The organism is Candidatus Mycobacterium methanotrophicum, from assembly GCF_023515995.1.
Classification (GTDB): domain Bacteria; phylum Actinomycetota; class Actinomycetes; order Mycobacteriales; family Mycobacteriaceae; genus Mycobacterium; species Mycobacterium methanotrophicum.
The window spans coordinates 4,681,481-4,697,157 of the sequence record NZ_CP097320.1 but is presented as its reverse complement, the minus strand read 5'-3'; the positions used below and the strand labels follow the sequence as shown (position 1 = coordinate 4,697,157).

General features: G+C 67.3%; 12 protein-coding genes and 1 pseudogene. 5 read left to right on the top strand and 8 right to left on the bottom strand.

The genetic code is table 11. The features are described from left to right. The first annotated feature begins 80 nt into the window (after positions 1–80). Positions 81–686 (top strand): YqgE/AlgH family protein, encoded by a 606-nt coding sequence (locus M5I08_RS24470; protein WP_219067538.1) that lies wholly within the window; start codon positions 81–83, stop codon positions 684–686. On the opposite strand, the pseudogene M5I08_RS24465 reads toward M5I08_RS24470, so the two are convergent. After that, positions 673–852: pseudogene (locus tag M5I08_RS24465) on the bottom strand (hypothetical protein); the annotation flags it as partial. The gene M5I08_RS24470 and the pseudogene M5I08_RS24465 overlap by 14 nt on opposite strands. Positions 853–875: 23 nt before the next feature. Then, positions 876–1,757 carry an LpqN/LpqT family lipoprotein gene (locus M5I08_RS24460; RefSeq protein ID WP_219067539.1) on the bottom strand — a complete coding sequence of 294 codons (882 nt, stop codon included), beginning with the start codon at positions 1,755–1,757 and terminating at the stop codon, positions 876–878. Between the two features lie 202 nt (positions 1,758–1,959). Here M5I08_RS24460 and leuS point away from each other — a divergent pair, with 202 nt between their 5' ends. Beyond that, positions 1,960–4,884: a leucine--tRNA ligase gene (gene leuS / locus M5I08_RS24455; RefSeq protein WP_219067540.1), complete on the top strand. Its 2,925-nt coding sequence runs from the start codon at positions 1,960–1,962 to the stop codon at positions 4,882–4,884. Between the two features lie 27 nt (positions 4,885–4,911). On the opposite strand, the gene M5I08_RS24450 is transcribed toward leuS, so the two are convergent. From M5I08_RS24450 to M5I08_RS24425, 6 genes are all read right to left on the bottom strand, one after another. Continuing rightward, the gene (locus M5I08_RS24450; protein WP_219067541.1) at positions 4,912–5,577 is read right to left on the bottom strand and encodes an SDR family oxidoreductase; all 666 of its coding nucleotides are present in this window, start codon (positions 5,575–5,577) and stop codon (positions 4,912–4,914) included. 19 nt (positions 5,578–5,596) lie between these two features. Further along, positions 5,597–6,106 carry a MarR family winged helix-turn-helix transcriptional regulator gene (locus tag M5I08_RS24445; protein WP_219067542.1) on the bottom strand — a complete coding sequence of 170 codons (510 nt, stop codon included), beginning with the start codon at positions 6,104–6,106 and terminating at the stop codon, positions 5,597–5,599. Between the two features lie 55 nt (positions 6,107–6,161). Next, positions 6,162–6,890 (bottom strand): amino acid ABC transporter ATP-binding protein, encoded by a 729-nt coding sequence (locus M5I08_RS24440; protein ID WP_219067572.1) that lies wholly within the window; start codon positions 6,888–6,890, stop codon positions 6,162–6,164. A 2-nt stretch (positions 6,891–6,892) separates the two neighbouring features. Further along, a complete protein-coding gene (locus M5I08_RS24435) occupies positions 6,893–8,677 on the bottom strand; it encodes an ABC transporter substrate-binding protein/permease (protein ID WP_219067543.1) in 1,785 nt (594 codons plus the stop codon). 331 nt (positions 8,678–9,008) lie between these two features. After that, on the bottom strand, positions 9,009–10,115 hold the full coding sequence (locus M5I08_RS24430) for an inositol-3-phosphate synthase (RefSeq protein WP_219067544.1): 1,107 nt from the start codon (positions 10,113–10,115) through the stop codon (positions 9,009–9,011). Between the two features lie 53 nt (positions 10,116–10,168). Further along, on the bottom strand, positions 10,169–10,711 hold the full coding sequence (locus M5I08_RS24425; protein WP_219067545.1) for a PadR family transcriptional regulator: 543 nt from the start codon (positions 10,709–10,711) through the stop codon (positions 10,169–10,171). A 384-nt stretch (positions 10,712–11,095) separates the two neighbouring features. Between M5I08_RS24425 and M5I08_RS24420 the strand changes: the two genes are divergently transcribed. The 3 genes from M5I08_RS24420 to M5I08_RS24410 are packed head-to-tail and all read left to right on the top strand — an operon-like array spanning position 11,096 to position 15,592. Continuing rightward, entirely contained in the window at positions 11,096–11,512 is a 417-nt protein-coding gene (locus M5I08_RS24420) for a DUF5318 family protein (protein WP_219067546.1), read from the top strand. Next, entirely contained in the window at positions 11,505–13,961 is a 2,457-nt protein-coding gene (locus M5I08_RS24415) for a transglycosylase domain-containing protein (protein WP_219067547.1), read from the top strand. The genes M5I08_RS24420 and M5I08_RS24415 overlap by 8 nt, the downstream gene beginning before the upstream one ends. Next, positions 13,958–15,592: a glycosyltransferase family 87 protein gene (locus M5I08_RS24410; RefSeq protein ID WP_219067548.1), complete on the top strand. Its 1,635-nt coding sequence runs from the start codon at positions 13,958–13,960 to the stop codon at positions 15,590–15,592. Before M5I08_RS24415 ends, M5I08_RS24410 begins: the two co-directional genes overlap by 4 nt. Positions 15,593–15,677 lie beyond the last annotated feature (85 nt).

The window sequence follows — 15,677 nt, the reverse complement described above, 5'->3', positions numbered from 1 at the left end:
CCTGTTAACAACACTACAAATATCTGTCTAGCGCCCTGATTGTTCACGACAGCGGCCGGCGCGGATGCGATGATGGAGTCGTGGCGCAACCGGAAGACCCGGAGGACTTCATTGCCCCCGCCGCGCATCGTGTGCGGGCGGGCACCTTGCTTGTGGCTAACACGGGTTTGCTCGAACCGACGTTCCGCCGCAGCGTGATCTACATCGTCGAGCACAACGACGGGGGCACGCTGGGCGTGGTGCTCAATCGCCCCAGTGAGACCGCGGTGTACAACGTGTTGCCGCAGTGGGCCACGCTGGCGGCGAAACCGAAGACGATGTTCATCGGCGGACCGGTCAAGCGTGACGCAGCGCTGTGCCTGTCGGTGCTGCGGGTCGGCGCCGAACCGGATGGCGTGCCCGGGTTGCGGCACGTGGCGGGCCGGATAGCGATGGTCGACTTGGACGCCGACCCCGATTCGGTCGCCCCGTTGGTGGAGGGCGTCCGGATATACGCGGGATACGCCGGCTGGACGATCGGTCAGCTCGACGGCGAGATCGAGCGCGGCGACTGGATTGTGTTGTCGGCGTTGCCGTCTGACGTTCTGGTCCAGCCACGGGTGGATCTGTGGGGGCGGGTGCTGCGGCGCCAGCCGCTGCCGCTTTCGCTGCTGGCCACCCATCCGATCGAGATCAGCCGCAATTGAGCGTGCAGGTCGCGCAGGCGCCGCGGCAGCCGGCGGCTTCGCGACGCAGTGGGTAGCGCGCGCTCTGCCAAGCACCGACGGCCACAGTGCCGACGGCGCCCGCGATGCACACACCGACGACCGGTGGTGCTGCATCCCCCGGCGCCGCCAGCGCCACCGCGCGGCCCGGCCCGCCGTCGTGCCGGCTGTCTAGTGCGCGAGCGGTGCCGCCGACGGGGGTGCGGCGACGGCCCCCGGCGCCGCGGCGGGCGGGTTGGATCCGGGCGGGCCGACCCGGAACCCGTTGACGATGGCGTCGGTGGCCGGCGCCTCCCCGACTGCGGCGGCGGCATCGGTCGTTACTGCCAGCGACACCAGGTATTGATCCGGTCCGGAGGCCACGATGACGTGACGCCGCGAGGTGTTGAGTGTCATCTCGTTTTCGCGGTAGGTGCCCTCGATGATCGACGAGGGCGAGCCGTTGAAATCGGCCAGCGAGGCATTGGTGGTTCGCCAGGCGGGCAGCTGCTCGCTGTCGAGATAACCGTGAGTGATGGCGTCCTTCGGATCGAAGTCGCCGACGAGCCGGTACACCACCAGCTGGGCATTGGAGGTGTACAGGCTGGCGCTGCGACGGTTCGCGGTCACCACGAAGGCGTCGGGGACGTTGGGGTCGGGCACCTGCGTCCATCCCGGCGGCATCGGCAAAGTGACGTCGAGCGCGGAGAAGTTCTGCGCCTTTTGCGGCTCCATCTTGACGTTCTTGGCGGCGAAGTAGTCCCGCAGCGTCCCGGACTGGGCCGGCACCAGCATCGGCGCCGGTGGGGGGACTGCCGGGGCGGGCGCGGCCAAGGCCGGGGACGGCGCCGCGGGGGCAGCGACCGCCGTACCCGGCAGGGGGTAGCCGACAGCCCCCGGCGAGCCGGTCAGGGCCTGCGGCGTCACCGGCGCCGCGGGGATCGGAACGGGGTCGGGCCGGGGCGGAAACACCGGGTCTGCCGACGCGGTGGGGCAGGCCAAGCCCAGCACACCGACGACGGCGACGGCTAGACCCGCGACAGCTACCCGCCAGCTACGGGCAATCCGCATCATCAGAGTCGGTCCTTCCCTCGTCGCTTCTCCGGCGAAGCATTGAGTCGGACTGTATCCACGCCGAAGTAGGGCCTACCAGCTGTAAAGCGGATCGGAACCGACCCGGAATACACCTGGGATAAAGCCCTGATCGGTCCGCAACGCAACCGAGACAAACCCGTGGGCGGCGGGCCGGCGCGCGCGCCCTTATAACCTGTTGGACGTGACCGACTCCCCAACAGCCGCGACAGGGCCACACCCAGCCGTCCAGGCCGACGCCGATGCGCCGCGGTACCGATACACCGCGGAGCTGGCCGGCCGCATCGAAGCGACCTGGCAGGGCACCTGGAATCGGATGGGGACCTTCAACGTGGCCAACCCGGTCGGGTCGCTCGCACCGGCGGACGGTCCCCCGCAAGCGGGAGGCGCCCCCACAGCCGTGCCGGCGGATAAGTTGTTCGTCCAGGACATGTTCCCCTACCCGTCGGGAGAAGGGCTGCACGTCGGCCACCCGCTGGGCTACATCGCCACCGACGTCTATGCCCGCTACTTCCGGATGAGCGGCCGTAATGTGCTGCACGCATTGGGCTTTGACGCGTTCGGGCTGCCCGCCGAGCAGTACGCGGTGCAGACCGGAACCCACCCGCGCATCCGGACCGAGGCCAACATCGCCAACTTCCGCCGGCAGTTGGGCCGGCTGGGCTTCGGCCACGACAACCGGCGAAGCTTTTCCACCACCGACGTCGAGTTCTACAAGTGGACACAGTGGATCTTCCTGCAGATCTACAACGCGTGGTTTGATACCGCCGCCAACAAAGCCCGACCGATCGCCGATCTGGTTGCCGAATTCGACTCCGGCGCGAGGCAATTGGGTGACGGCCGGGATTGGGCGACGCTGTCGGCGCCCCAGCGCGCCGAAGTGATCGATGCCCACCGCTTGGTCTACCGAGCGGATTCGATGGTCAACTGGTGTCCGGGACTGGGCACCGTGCTGGCCAACGAAGAGGTCACCGCGGACTGCCGAAGCGACCGCGGCAACTTTCCGGTGTTCCGGAAGCGGTTGCGGCAGTGGATGATGCGGATAACCGCCTACGCCGACCGGTTGCTCGACGACCTCGACCTGCTGGACTGGCCGGACAAGGTCAAAACCATGCAGCGCAACTGGATCGGCCGCTCGACCGGCGCCGCCGCGCTGTTCTCGGCGCCCACCGCCGACGGCGAGACGGTGGACTTGGAGGTGTTCACGACCCGGCCGGACACCCTCTTCGGCGCCACGTATTTGGTGCTCGCCCCCGAGCACGACCTGGTCGACCGGTTGGTCGCGGTCGACTGGCCGGCCGGGGTAGATCCGCATTGGACCTTCGGCGGCGCCACACCAGCTGATGCCGTCGCCGCCTACCGGCGGACGATCGCGGCGAAGTCCGATCTGGAGCGCCAAGAGAACAAAACCAAAACCGGGGTGTTCCTGGGCAGTTATGCGGTCAACCCGGCCAATGGCGAGCAGGTGCCCATGTTCATCGCGGACTACGTGCTGGCCGGATACGGCACCGGGGCGATCATGGCGGTTCCCGGTCACGACCAGCGCGACTGGGAGTTCGCCCACGAGTTCGGCTTGCCGATCGTCGAAGTCATTGCCGGCGGGGATATTTCGGTGGCCGCCTATACCGGCGACGGGATGTTGGTGAACTCTGGCTACCTGAACGGAATGGACGTGGCGGTGGCCAAGGAAGCCGTCACCGCGCGGTTGGAGGCCGATGGTCGGGGCCGGGCGCGTATCGAATACAAGCTGCGCGATTGGCTTTTCGCGCGGCAGCGTTATTGGGGCGAACCCTTCCCGATCGTCTACGACAGCGACGGTCGTGCGCACGCGCTGGACGAGGCCGCGCTGCCCGTCGAACTGCCCGACGTCCCGGACCACTCGCCGGTGCTGTTCGATCCGGACGACGCCGACAGCGTTCCCGAGCCGCCGCTGGCCAAAGCGACCGGCTGGATGCACGTGGAACTGGACCTCGGTGACGGGCTGAAGCCCTACACCCGCGACACGAACGTGATGCCGCAGTGGGCCGGCAGCTCCTGGTACGAGCTGCGCTACACCGACCCGCACAACTCGGAATGCTTCTGCGCCAAGGAGAATGAGGCCTACTGGATGGGTCCGAGGCCGGCCGAGCATGGCCCCGGCGATCCGGGCGGCGTCGACCTGTATGTCGGAGGCGCCGAGCACGCGGTGCTGCACCTGCTGTATGCGCGGTTCTGGCACAAGGTGCTCTACGACCTGGGTCACGTCAGCTCCCGCGAACCGTACCGACGGCTGGTCAACCAGGGCTACATCCAAGCGTTCGCCTACACCGACGTTCGGGGGGCCTACGTGCCGGCCGCCGAGGTGGTCGAACGCGACGGCAGATTCGTCCATCCCGGGCCCGCCGGGGAGATCGAAGTCTTCCAGGAATTCGGAAAAATCGGTAAGAGCCTGAAGAATTCGGTGTCGCCCGACGAGATGTGCGACGAGTACGGCGCCGACACATTGCGGGTGTACGAGATGTCGATGGGTCCGTTGGAAGCCTCCCGCCCGTGGGCCACCAAGGATGTCGTCGGGGCGCACCGCTTCCTGCAGCGGGTGTGGCGGCTGGTGGTTGACGAGCAGACCGGCGAGATCCGGGTGACCGACGACGCGGATCTCGACACCGACACGCTGCGGCAGCTGCACCGCACCATCGCCGGTGTTTCGGAAGACTATGCGGCACTGCGTAATAACACCGCGGTAGCCAAACTGATCGAGTACACCAATCACCTCACCAAGCAGCACCGCGATGCGGTGCCCCGCGCAGCGGTAGAGCCGTTGGTGCTGATGCTGGCGCCGCTGGCGCCGCACCTGGCCGAGGAGCTGTGGCAGCGGCTGGGTCACCCGAGCTCACTTGCGCACGGGCCGTTCCCGGCGGCCGACCCGGACTACGTGGTCGAGGACACCGTCGAGTATCCCGTGCAGGTCAATGGCAAAGTGCGCGGCCGCATCACGCTGCCCGCCAACTCCGACGCCGACGCGGTGGAAGCCGCTGCGCTGGCCGACGAGAAAGTCCGGACATCCCTGGCGGGGGCCACCCCGAAGAAGGTGATCGTGGTCGCCGGACGCCTGGTCAACCTCGTCGTCTAGGAACCTGCTCGCGCTAGTTGCTCGCGCTCAACGGGGCCGGATTACGACCTCGTGAAGGTGGCCGTCGGGTGGGGTGGCCACCGCGTGGGCGACCGCCTCGGCAACGGTGTCCGGTCGCAGGAACTTCTCGGGATCGTAGTCGCCGCCCTCGAAGGACACCAGCTCACGCTGCATGTCGGTGTCGGTGCGACCGGGGTAGACGCTGGTGACCCGCAGCGACGGCTCGCTTTCGCGAAGTGAGTCGGCGAACGCGCGCAGCGCGAACTTGCTCGCGGAGTACGAGGCCATCTTCAGCGACGCCTTGCGCCCTGAGCCGGAGTTGATGAACACCGCCTGACCTCCTGTGCGCCGCAGAGCCGGCAGCAGTACGAGCGTAAGAGCCACTGCGCCAACAAGGTTGACCTCGAAGGTGGTGCGCCACTGTTCAACGGTGGACTCGGCAACCCGCCCCGGGAACGACACCCCGGCGCTGTGGACCAGCACGTCGAGCTCCCCGATGGAGCGGGTGACGGCAGGAATCGCATCGGTGTCGGTCAGGTCCAGCGGCAGTGTGGTGGCGCCGAGCCGTTCTGCGGTGGCTTGCAGCGCGGGTGAAGGCCGTCCGGCCAACAGCAGGGTGTGCGTTGGCGCCAGGGCGGTGGCGATGGCTGCGCCGATCCCCCGGCTGGCGCCGGTGATGAGCGCGGTCGGCATGTCTGTCAAGCGCGGCCGGTCAGGCCTGTTCGCCGGCAGCCCGGGCCGCCGCCGGGCTAGTCACCGGCTCGCTGGCCGCCAGCCGCTCCAGCGGCGCCAGCGCCTTGGTCAGCGTCTCCAAATCGGGCTCGTCGAGCTGGCTGAGTAGCGCCGCCAACGCGCCGATGCGGTTGGTCAGCGACTCGCGGTGGACGGCTAACCCCCGCGGCGTGATGTCGACGAGGACGGCGCGTAAGTCCGACGGGTCACGCGAGCGCTTCACCAGGCCGATTTTCTCCAGCCTGCGGATCGCCACAGTGGTGGTGGGCGTCCGGACGCGTTCATGCGCGGCCAGATCGGTCATCCGGATCGGACCCCGATCCAGCAGGGTGAACAGGATGGACAGCTGGGCCAGCGTCAGTTCGCCTGCTGTGGCGGCGCCGGCGCTGGGATCCCCCCGGCGCAGAATCGAAAACAGTTTCGACAGCGTGCGGTGAAGACCCTCAGCCAACTCGGTGAGCTCCGGCGCCGTGGCTTCCCGTTCCGCCATAGTTCGCCAGTCTAACCTGTCTGGACGTTGACCGGCCCGAAAAGCGTTTCTGATCTCAAAGCACCTGCGACAAGAAGCGCTGCAACCGCTCGGTTCTTGCCGCCCCGAAAATCTGGTCCGGCGGCCCGGTTTCCACCACCTGACCGTGGTCCATGAAGACAACCGCGTCCGATGTCGAGCTGGCAAAACCCATTTCGTGGGTGACGACAACCATGGTCATGCCGTCGGCGCCCAGATCCGCGATCAGCGCCAAAATGCCCTTGACCAGTTCGGGATCCAGCGCCGACGTGGCCTCGTCGAACAGCACCACCTGTGGCGCCATCGCCAACGCCCGGGCGATCGCGACCCTTTGCTGCTGCCCACCCGACAGCGCGCCGGGACGGCTATCGGCCTTGTGTTTCATGCCCACCCGGTCCAGCTGAGCCAGCGCCAGTTCCCGGGCCTCGTCGGCATGCAGGCGCTTGAGCTTGCGCGGCGCCAGCGTGACGTTGTCCAGCACGCTGCGATGCGGAAAGAGGTTGAAATGCTGAAACACCGTGCCAATCCGCTGCCGCAGCCGATTGGGATCGTCGCCCAGCACCGACCGCCCGTCGAGCAGGACGTCGCCGCGGTCGGGTTCGTGTAGCCGGTTCAACACCCGCAGCAGGGTCGACTTGCCGGAGCCCGACGGGCCGATCACCGCCACCGTGCGGCCGGCCGGCGCGTCGATATCGACCCCGCGCAGCACCGCATTGGGACCGAAGGACAAGTGAATGTCCTTGGCCGCCAAAGAAACTGACGGCACCGTCACGTCATCTCCTGGCTGGTTGTCGCGGCGATCCGGTCGAGCGGGTTCTCCGGCTCGGCCGCGGCCCGGCCCTGGCGAAGCCGGCGGTCGACGTGGTTCACCAGATGGGTCAGCGGGATAGTCAAGATCAGGTAGAAGATTCCCGCGGCCACCAGCGGTGAGAGGCTGCCGGTCTGGGCGTTGAAGTCCCGGCCGACCTCGAACAGCTCGCGTTGACCGGCGACAAGCCCCAGGAAGTACACCAGCGCCGAGCCCTTCAGCAGCGCGATGAACTGGTTGACCAGCGCGGGCAGCACCCGGCGAATGCCTTGCGGTACCACCACCAGCTGCATCGAGGCGCGGTAGCTCAGCCCCAGCGCCCGGGCGGCGTCGAGCTGGCCGGGCTCGACACTTTGGATGCCGGAGCGCAAGATCTCGCCGACATAGGCCGCCGCGGTCAGCCCCAGTGCGGCGATGCCCAGCGGGTAGGGATTGCTGTTGGTCAGCCCGCCGACGAGCGGCCCGATGCCCAGGCCGATCAGCAGGATGATCACCACTTCGGGCAGGCCGCGGAAAATGTCGGTGTACACCCGCGCCGGCCACCGCAGCCAGCGGAGACGGGAAATACCGGCGATCGCCAGCGCCATGCCGATAACCAGGCCGATGACGCTGGAGCTGACGGTCAGAATCAGCGTGTTGGGCAGTCCCGTCTTCAGCAGCACCGGGATGGTCTGCCGGTAGAGGCTCCAGTCGAAGAACGAGTCCCGCAACTGGGCCAGTGTGGATTTGGGCGGGCCCGCTTCGTCCGGCGCGCGGTGGTGGCGTTCGGCGATCACCGCGAAGTCCGGCAGGTGCGGTGTCAACGCCGCCTTGGAGCCCGGATGCCAGTCGGGCGGCAACGCCCGCGGCACCCAGTCGGTGTACAGCTTCGACCAGGTGCCGTCGGCGATCACGGCGTCCAAGCCGGCGTTCAGCGCAGCGACCAACGGCTGGTTGTCTTTAGCGACCGCGTAGGCCACGTAGTTACCCAGGCCGAACGTGTAGCCGGCGATCGCGGCGGGATCGCCGGGCCGCATCACGTCGGTCGCCTCCATCGCCGGCGCTACCCACGCGTCGATCTGATGGGTCTTCACGCTGGTGTAGACGGTGGTGAAGTCGGGGAACTTCACCGGCTGCAAGTGCAGGGCGTCGACGACGTAGGCCTCCTCGACGGTGCCCTGCACGACGCCGATCCGCTGCCCGGCGGCCAGGTCGTCGAACCCGCCGATCGCCGAACCGGACGGCACGACCAGCGATAAGTAGCCGAAGTCGTAGCCGTTGGTGAAGGTGACCGTGCGCCGGCGCGCTTCGGTGGCCATGATCGACGCCGAGCCGACGTCGAAGCGCCGCGACGCAACCTGCGCGAGCAGCCCGAAGAAGTCGGTGCCGACGAAGGCGACCTTCAGTCCCAGCTTTGCGGCGATGGCCCGCAGCAGCTCGTTGTCGTAACCGGTGTAGTGCCCGGCGGGGTTGATGCAACTGGTCGGGGGAGACTGCGTGAGGGTGCCGACGGTCAGCGTGCCGGGCGTATGCAGCCCCAGCGCGCCGATGTGCACCGAACTCAGCGGCTCGACGGTGGCGGTCGTGTACTTGTCGTTGCGTGCGCGGTGCGAGGCGGCCAGTTTCCTCGGCAACCTCACCGCGCCGTCCTCCCCGGACGCCGCGCACTGGTTGGTGTCGGCGGTGGCCAGCGGAACCGAAGCCAGGCTGCAGGTCAGCACGATCGTGGCGATCAGCGCAAGCAGCTTTGCGGCGGTGAGGTTCATACCCGCGAACGTACCGGCGGTTAGAACGCGGCTGCGGACCTGTCCGACGGTGAAAGCACGCCACGCCGAACCAGTTCGGTCAGCATGACCTCGGCCGTCCGGTCAGCGCAGCCGCTGCACGCGGCCCGGTCGCCGTCGGAGATTTGCGTCACGACCATGACACTACGAAATCGAAACCACTCCAGTCACTAGAGATCAGGTGTGGGGTTTTTGCCCGGCTCTGAGCGACAGCCTCCGATGAAGCCGGCGGGTGCCACCGCGTTGTCGCTGTGAGCCGGGCACATTGGCACACCCGAATTTCGTGTGACGGGCGTGAATTCAACCGCTCGAGCTAACCGCCGATGATGAACTCTTCGAGCTGGGTGCGCGCGACGTCGTCGGGCAGCTGCTGCGGCGGGCTCTTCATCAGATACGCCGACGCCGGGATCACCGGTCCGCCGACGCCGCGGTCTTGGGCGGTCTTGGCCGCCCGGACGGCGTCGATGATGACGCCGGCCGAGTTCGGTGAGTCCCACACCTCAAGCTTGTACTCCAGGTTCAACGGCACGTCGCCGAACGCTCGGCCTTCCAGCCGGACGTACGCCCACTTGCGGTCGTCGAGCCAGCTGACGTGGTCGGACGGGCCGATGTGGACGTCCTTGGTTTTGAACTCTCGCTGCAGGTTCGACGTGACGGCCCGGGTCTTGGAGATCTTTTTCGACTCCAGCCGCTCGCGTTCGAGCATGTTCAGGAAGTCCATGTTGCCACCGACATTGAGCTGCATGGTGCGGTCCAGCTGCACGCCGCGGTCCTCGAACAGCTTGGCCATCACGCGGTGGGTGATGGTCGCGCCGACCTGGCTCTTGATGTCGTCACCGACGATCGGGACGCCGGCGTCGGCGAACTTGGCCGCCCACACCGGGTCGGAGGCGATGAACACCGGCAGTGCGTTGACGAAGGCCACCCCGGCGTCGATCGCGCACTGGGCGTAGAACTTGTCGGCCTCTTCCGAGCCCACCGGCAGGTAGGAGACCAGCACGTCGACCTCGGCGTCGCGGAGCACCTTCACCACGTCGACGGCCTCGGCGTCCGACACGTCGATGGTGTCGGCGTAGTACTTGCCGATGCCGTCCAGCGTCGGGCCGCGCTGCACCGTCACGTTGGTGGGCGGCACGTCGGCGATCTTGATGGTGTTGTTCTCCGACGCGAAAATCGCCTCGGACAAATCGAAGCCGACCTTCTTGGCGTCCACGTCGAACGCGGCGACGAACTTGACGTCGCGGACGTGGTACTGGCCGAACTTCACGTGCATCAAGCCGGGCACGGTGCTGTTCTCGTCGGCGTCGTAGTAGTACTGCACGCCCTGAACCAGCGAGGACGCGCAGTTGCCGACACCGACAATGGCGACCCGGATTTCGGGCTGCGCCCCAGGCGCCTGTCGTGCCTCATGCTCACTCATGCGGCGTTCTCCTTAGCTCTTATCTGTGTGGTGATGTGGTGGACTACTCGGCGCTATGCCTGCTCGGCGCCTCGTTGCGCTAGCCGCTCGGCCGCGATCAGCTCGTTGAGCCAATTGACCTCGCGTTCGCTCGACTCCAGCCCGAGTTGGTGCAACTGACGGGTATAGCGGTCGAGCGAGTTACTGGCCCGCGCAATTGCTTCGCGCAGGCCCTCCCGACGTTCTTCCACCTGGCGACGGCGGCCCTCAAGGATCCGCATCCGCGCCTCGGCGGGAGTGCGGTTGAAGAAAGCCAGGTGCACACCGAAGCCGTCATCGGTGTAGTTGTGCGGACCGGTGTCGGCCACCAGCTTGGTGAAGCGGTTGCGGCCGGCATCGGTCAATTCGTAGACGCGCCGAGCGCGCCGCACCGGCGTCCCGGCGGGGGCGGCGTTCTCGGCGATCAACCCGTCTGCCTGCATCCGCCGCAGGGCGGGGTAAAGCGAACCGTAGGAAAACGCCCGGAAGGCTCCCAGCAGGCCGGTCAGCCGTTTGCGCAGCTCGTAGCCGTGCATGGGTGACTCGAGCAAGAGTCCCAGGATGGCGAGCTCCAGCATCGAGCCACCTCCTTTGCCCTGGTTTGCTCTGGCTGTTACGACGTTTCGACCTCTCGCGTCATAGTATCGCCCCGATATATTCGGCCACCACTCCAGTTGGTGTCAAGTAGGCGTTCGGGCACTGTTCAGCCGATCTTGGCCCAGCCGACACCACCGCCTGGTCCAAAGGCGCGCACGGCACCTGATCCTGGCCGGCCTCATCCCGCGGCAGACCACGGCGCACCGTGGCACGCCCGCGGACAGGGGCCGCGACTGCGGTGCTCAGCGGGGAGGCGACGGTCCTGCTCAACGCGCGAGGACGGCAGAAGCGGCCGCGGCGCCTGCGGCATACGGTGTGGCCGGGCCAGCTCTCGGCATCGGTGCTTCGGACGTACTCTGGTCATCGTGCGATTGCAGCGACAGGTGGTCGATTACGCGCTTCGGCGGCGCTCCCTGCTGACCGAGGTGTATTCGGGGCGAACCGGCGTCTCCGATGTGTGCGACGCCAATCCGTACTTGCTGCGCGCAGCGAAGTTCCACGGCAAGCTCAGCGCGGTGATGTGCCCCATCTGCCGCAAAGAGCAGCTCACCCTGGTGTCGTGGGTTTTCGGCGACCACCTCGGCCCGGTTTCCGGGTCGGCCCGCACAGCCGAAGAGCTGGTAACGCTGGCCTCGCGTTTCGACGAGTTCTCCGTGCACGTGGTGGAGGTATGCCGGACCTGCAGTTGGAATCACTTGGTCAAGTCGTACGTGCTCGGCGCGGCGCGCCCTCCCAAGGGCACTCGGGCAGCACGTAACGGCGCCCGCACGGCCAGTGAATAACGAAGCGCAGCAAGACCACTCGGCCACCGGAAACCCGAGCCGGACGGGGGCCGACGGCGGGCCCAAGCACTCACCAGCCCGACGGCGCCCATCGCTTCCCCCCGACGACCGGTTGACCGCGATCCTGCCTCCGGTCCGCGACGAGCGCGATCCGATCGAGGCGGTCAAGGCCGCTTTGGACAGTCGCCAGCCGACCGAAGCAGCGGGTCGGTTCGACCCGCTGGAGTTAGCTGCGGCCGCCTTGGACGGCAGGCCGCCGCCGCATCACGGCCAGCCCTCCGGCGGGGGCGGCGGCCGGCCGCCCGGTCCGCTCGGCGCCCGGCGGCGGACGCTGCCATCGCCGGACTGGGGCTGGATCCACCGCGTCAACTGGCTGTGGGTGCGTCGCGGCCTCTACGTCGGCGCCGCGGTCCTGCTGCTGTTGCCGATCGTCACCTTCGCGATGGCCTACTTCATCGTCGACATCCCCAAACCCGGCGACATCCGCACCAATCAGGTGTCGACAATCCTGGCCAGTGACGGCTCAGAGCTAGCCAAAATCGTTCCGCCGGAAGGCAATCGCGAGGACGTTGGCATCGACCAGGTGCCGGTGCACGTGCGCCAGGCGGTGATCGCGGCCGAGGACCGCAACTTCTACACCAACCCCGGCTTTTCGCTCACCGGCTTCGCGCGGGCGGCCAAGAACAACATCTTCGGCGGCGACACCCAGGGCGGGTCGACGATCACCCAGCAGTACGTCAAGAACGCGCTGGTGGGCTCGCAGCGTGCCGGGGTGCGCGGGCTGATCCGCAAAGCCAAGGAACTCGTCATCGCGACCAAGATGTCGGGGGAGTGGTCCAAAGACGATGTGCTGCAGGCCTATCTCAATATCATTTACTTCGGTCGAGGCGCCTACGGGATTTCCTCGGCGTCCAACGCCTACTTCGACAAACCGGTCAATCAGCTCACCATCGCCGACGGCGCCCTGCTTGCCGCGCTGATCCAGCGCCCGTCGACGCTTGACCCCGCGGTGGACCTCCCCAGCGCTAAGGCGCGCTGGAACTGGGTGCTCGACGGAATGGTGGACATCGGCGCGCTGTCGCCGAGAGATCGCGCGGCCCAAGCGTTTCCGCCGACCGCGCCGCCCGAGAAGGCGCGCGCGCAATACCGGGTCAGCGGGCCCGACGGGCTGATCGAACGGCAGGTCACCAGAGAGCTGCTCGAGCTGTTCGACATCGACGAGCAGACGCTCAACACCCAGGGCCTGGACGTCACCACCACCATCGATCCGCAAGCGCAAAAAGCCGCAGAGGATGCGGTGTCAAAGTACATGGAAGGTCAAGCGCCCGACATGCGCACCGCGGTCGTGTCCATCGACCCGCACAACGGCGACGTGAAGGCCTATTACGGCGGCGATGATGCGCACGGGTTCGACTTCGCCCAAGCCGGCCTGCAGACCGGGTCGTCGTTCAAGGTGTTCGCGTTGATCGCCGCGCTGGAGCAGGGCATCGGCCTGGGCTATCAGGTGGACAGCTCCGCGCTGACGGTCAACGGCATCAAGATCTCCAACGTCGAAGGCGAAAGCTGCGGAACCTGCAATATCGCCGAGGCGCTCAAGCGGTCGCTGAACACCTCCTACTACCGGCTGATGCTGAAGTTGAAAAACGGTCCGGAGGACGTCGCCGACGCGGCGCACAAGTCCGGCATCGCCGAAAGCTTCCCCGGTGTCGCGCACACGCTGAGCGAGGACGGCAAGGGCGGCCCGCCCAACAACGGAATCGTGTTAGGCCAGTATCAGACTCGGGTGATCGACATGGCTTCGGCGTACGCGACGTTGGCCGCATCGGGGGTCTATCACCGACCGCATTTCGTGCAGAAAGTGGTCAACTCCGAGGGCCGGGTGCTGTTCGACGCCGCCAACTCCGCCAAGTCCGGCGAACAGCGGATCCGCAAGGACGTCGCGGACAACGTCACGTCGGCGATGCAGCCGATCGCCGCCTATTCGCGCGGTCACGCGTTGGCCGGCGGGCGGCCGTCGGCGGCCAAGACCGGCACCACACAGTTGGGTGACACCGACGCCGACAAGGATGCCTGGATGGTCGGCTACACCCCGTCGCTGTCGACGGCGGTGTGGGTGGGCACCGTCAGCGGCGACAAGCCACTGGTCACCAAGTGGGGCGGTCCGGTCTATGGATCCGGTCTGCCAGCCGACATCTGGAAGGCCACCATGGACGGCGCGCTCAAGGGCACCACGACCGAGTCGTTCGCCAAACCAGGGGAAATCGGTGGCTTCGCCGGGGTGCCGGTAGCGCCGCCGCCGCCGCCGCAGATGACGGTCATCCAGCCCACAATTGAGCTGGCGCCCGGCATCACGATCCCCATCGGGCCGCCCACGACAGTGCCGGCGGGACCGGTGGGACCGGCACCGGCGCTGCCGGGCGCACCCGGACTTGTCGCGCCGCCGCCGTGATCGGCGATCGGACTTCTCGCCCCACCATTTCGCCGCGGCCGTTGGCCGCGGATTTGCGCTCCGCCGACCACCGGGATTGCCCCAGCCGCACCGACTTTCTCGGTGCGGCGCTCGCAGGCGTCATCGGTGGCCCGGTGGGCCGGCACGCGATGATCGGGCGCACGGCATTCCTGACCCCGCTGCGGGCGATGTTGTTGATGGCGCTGGTGTTTTTGGCGCTGGGTTGGTCGACGAAAGCGCCGTGTTTGCAGACCACGGGGACCGGGCCGGGCGATGCCCGCGTTGCCAATTGGCAGAACCAGCGGGCGTATTACGAGCTGTGCTACTCCGACACCGTGCCGCTGTACGGCGCGGAGTTGTTGAGCCAGGGTAAGTTTCCGTACAAGTCCAGCTGGGTCGAAAAAGATCCCGACGGCAAGCAACAGGTTCGCTACGACGGCCGGCCTGCGGTGCGCTACATGGAGTATCCGGTGCTGACCGGGGTGTATCAGTATGTGTCGATGGCGTTGGCCAAGACCTACACCACGCTAAGCAGCGTGGCGAAGCTGCCGGTGATCGCCGAAGTGGTGGTCTTCTTCGATATTTCGGCGCTCGGGTTGGCGTTGGCATGGCTGACGACGTTGTGGGCCACGGCGGGGCTCGCGGGCCGTCGGGTGTGGGACGCGGCGCTGGTCGGCGCGTCTCCGCTGGTGATCTTTCAGGGTTTCACGAATTTCGATGCGCTGGCAACGGCGTTGGCGGTCGGCGGCTTGCTGGCGTGGGCCCGGCGGCGGCCGATACTGGCCGGTGTGCTGCTGGGCCTGGGTGTCGCGGCCAAGCTGTATCCGGCGTTGTTGTTGGGCCCGCTGCTGGTGCTGGGCATCCGGACCGGGCGGCTCGCTGCGCTGGCCCGCACCGCGGCCGCGACGGTGGCGACGTGGCTGGCCGTCAACCTGCCGGTGATGGTGCTCTACCCGCGAGGGTGGTCGGAGTTTTTCCGGCTCAACGCCCGCCGCGGCGATGACATGGATTCATTGTTCAACCTCGTCAAGTCGTTCACCGGCTGGCAGGGTTTCGATCCGCACCTGGGTTTCTGGCAGCCGCCGCAGAGACTCAACGAAGTCGTCTTGACGCTGTTCGTATTATGCTGCGGCGCAATCGGTTACATCGCGCTGACTGCTCCACAGCGGCCACGCGTGGCGCAGCTGGCGTTTCTGGTCGTGGCGGCGTTTCTGTTGACCAACAAGGTCTGGAGTCCACAGTTCTCACTGTGGCTGGTGCCGTTGGCCGTGCTGGCGTTGCCGCACCGCCGAATCCTGTTGGCGTGGATGACGATCGACGCGCTGGTGTGGATACCGCGGATGTACTACCTCTACAGCGTGCCCAACCGCGGACTGCCCGAGCAGTGGTTCGCTGCCACGGTGCTGCTGCGTGACGTCGCGGTGCTGGGCCTGTGTGCGCTGGTGGTCCGCCAGATTTATCGGCCCGAGGAGGATCTGGTGCGCTGGGGAAGACGGCTCGACGATCCTGCGGGCGGGGTGTTCGACCGGGCACCCGATGCGCCGCCCGGCTGGCTGCCTGCGCACCTGCGCCCGGCTAGGAGCCGCGCCGTCGCCGAGCCGGATTTCGCAAGCTCACCAGCCGTCCGGTAGCCTGGGGCGGTTGCCGACGCAGGCGACCCTCCTGCCACGGACAAGACCGTGGCCGACCACGACCATAGGAGGTGATGAGGTTTCC

Bases quoted from the DNA above. Each gene is read 5' to 3' on its own strand.
- M5I08_RS24460 (WP_219067539.1), bottom strand. From the start codon at position 1,757: ATGATGCGGATTGCCCGTAGCTGGCGGGTAGCTGTCGCGGGTCTAGCC.
- M5I08_RS24450 (WP_219067541.1), bottom strand. From the start codon at position 5,577: ATGCCGACCGCGCTCATCACCGGCGCCAGCCGGGGGATCGGCGCAGCC.
- M5I08_RS24445 (WP_219067542.1), bottom strand. From the start codon at position 6,106: ATGGCGGAACGGGAAGCCACGGCGCCGGAGCTCACCGAGTTGGCTGAG.
- M5I08_RS24435 (WP_219067543.1), bottom strand. From the start codon at position 8,677: ATGAACCTCACCGCCGCAAAGCTGCTTGCGCTGATCGCCACGATCGTG.
- M5I08_RS24430 (WP_219067544.1), bottom strand. From the start codon at position 10,115: ATGAGTGAGCATGAGGCACGACAGGCGCCTGGGGCGCAGCCCGAAATC.
- M5I08_RS24425 (WP_219067545.1), bottom strand. From the start codon at position 10,711: ATGCTGGAGCTCGCCATCCTGGGACTCTTGCTCGAGTCACCCATGCAC.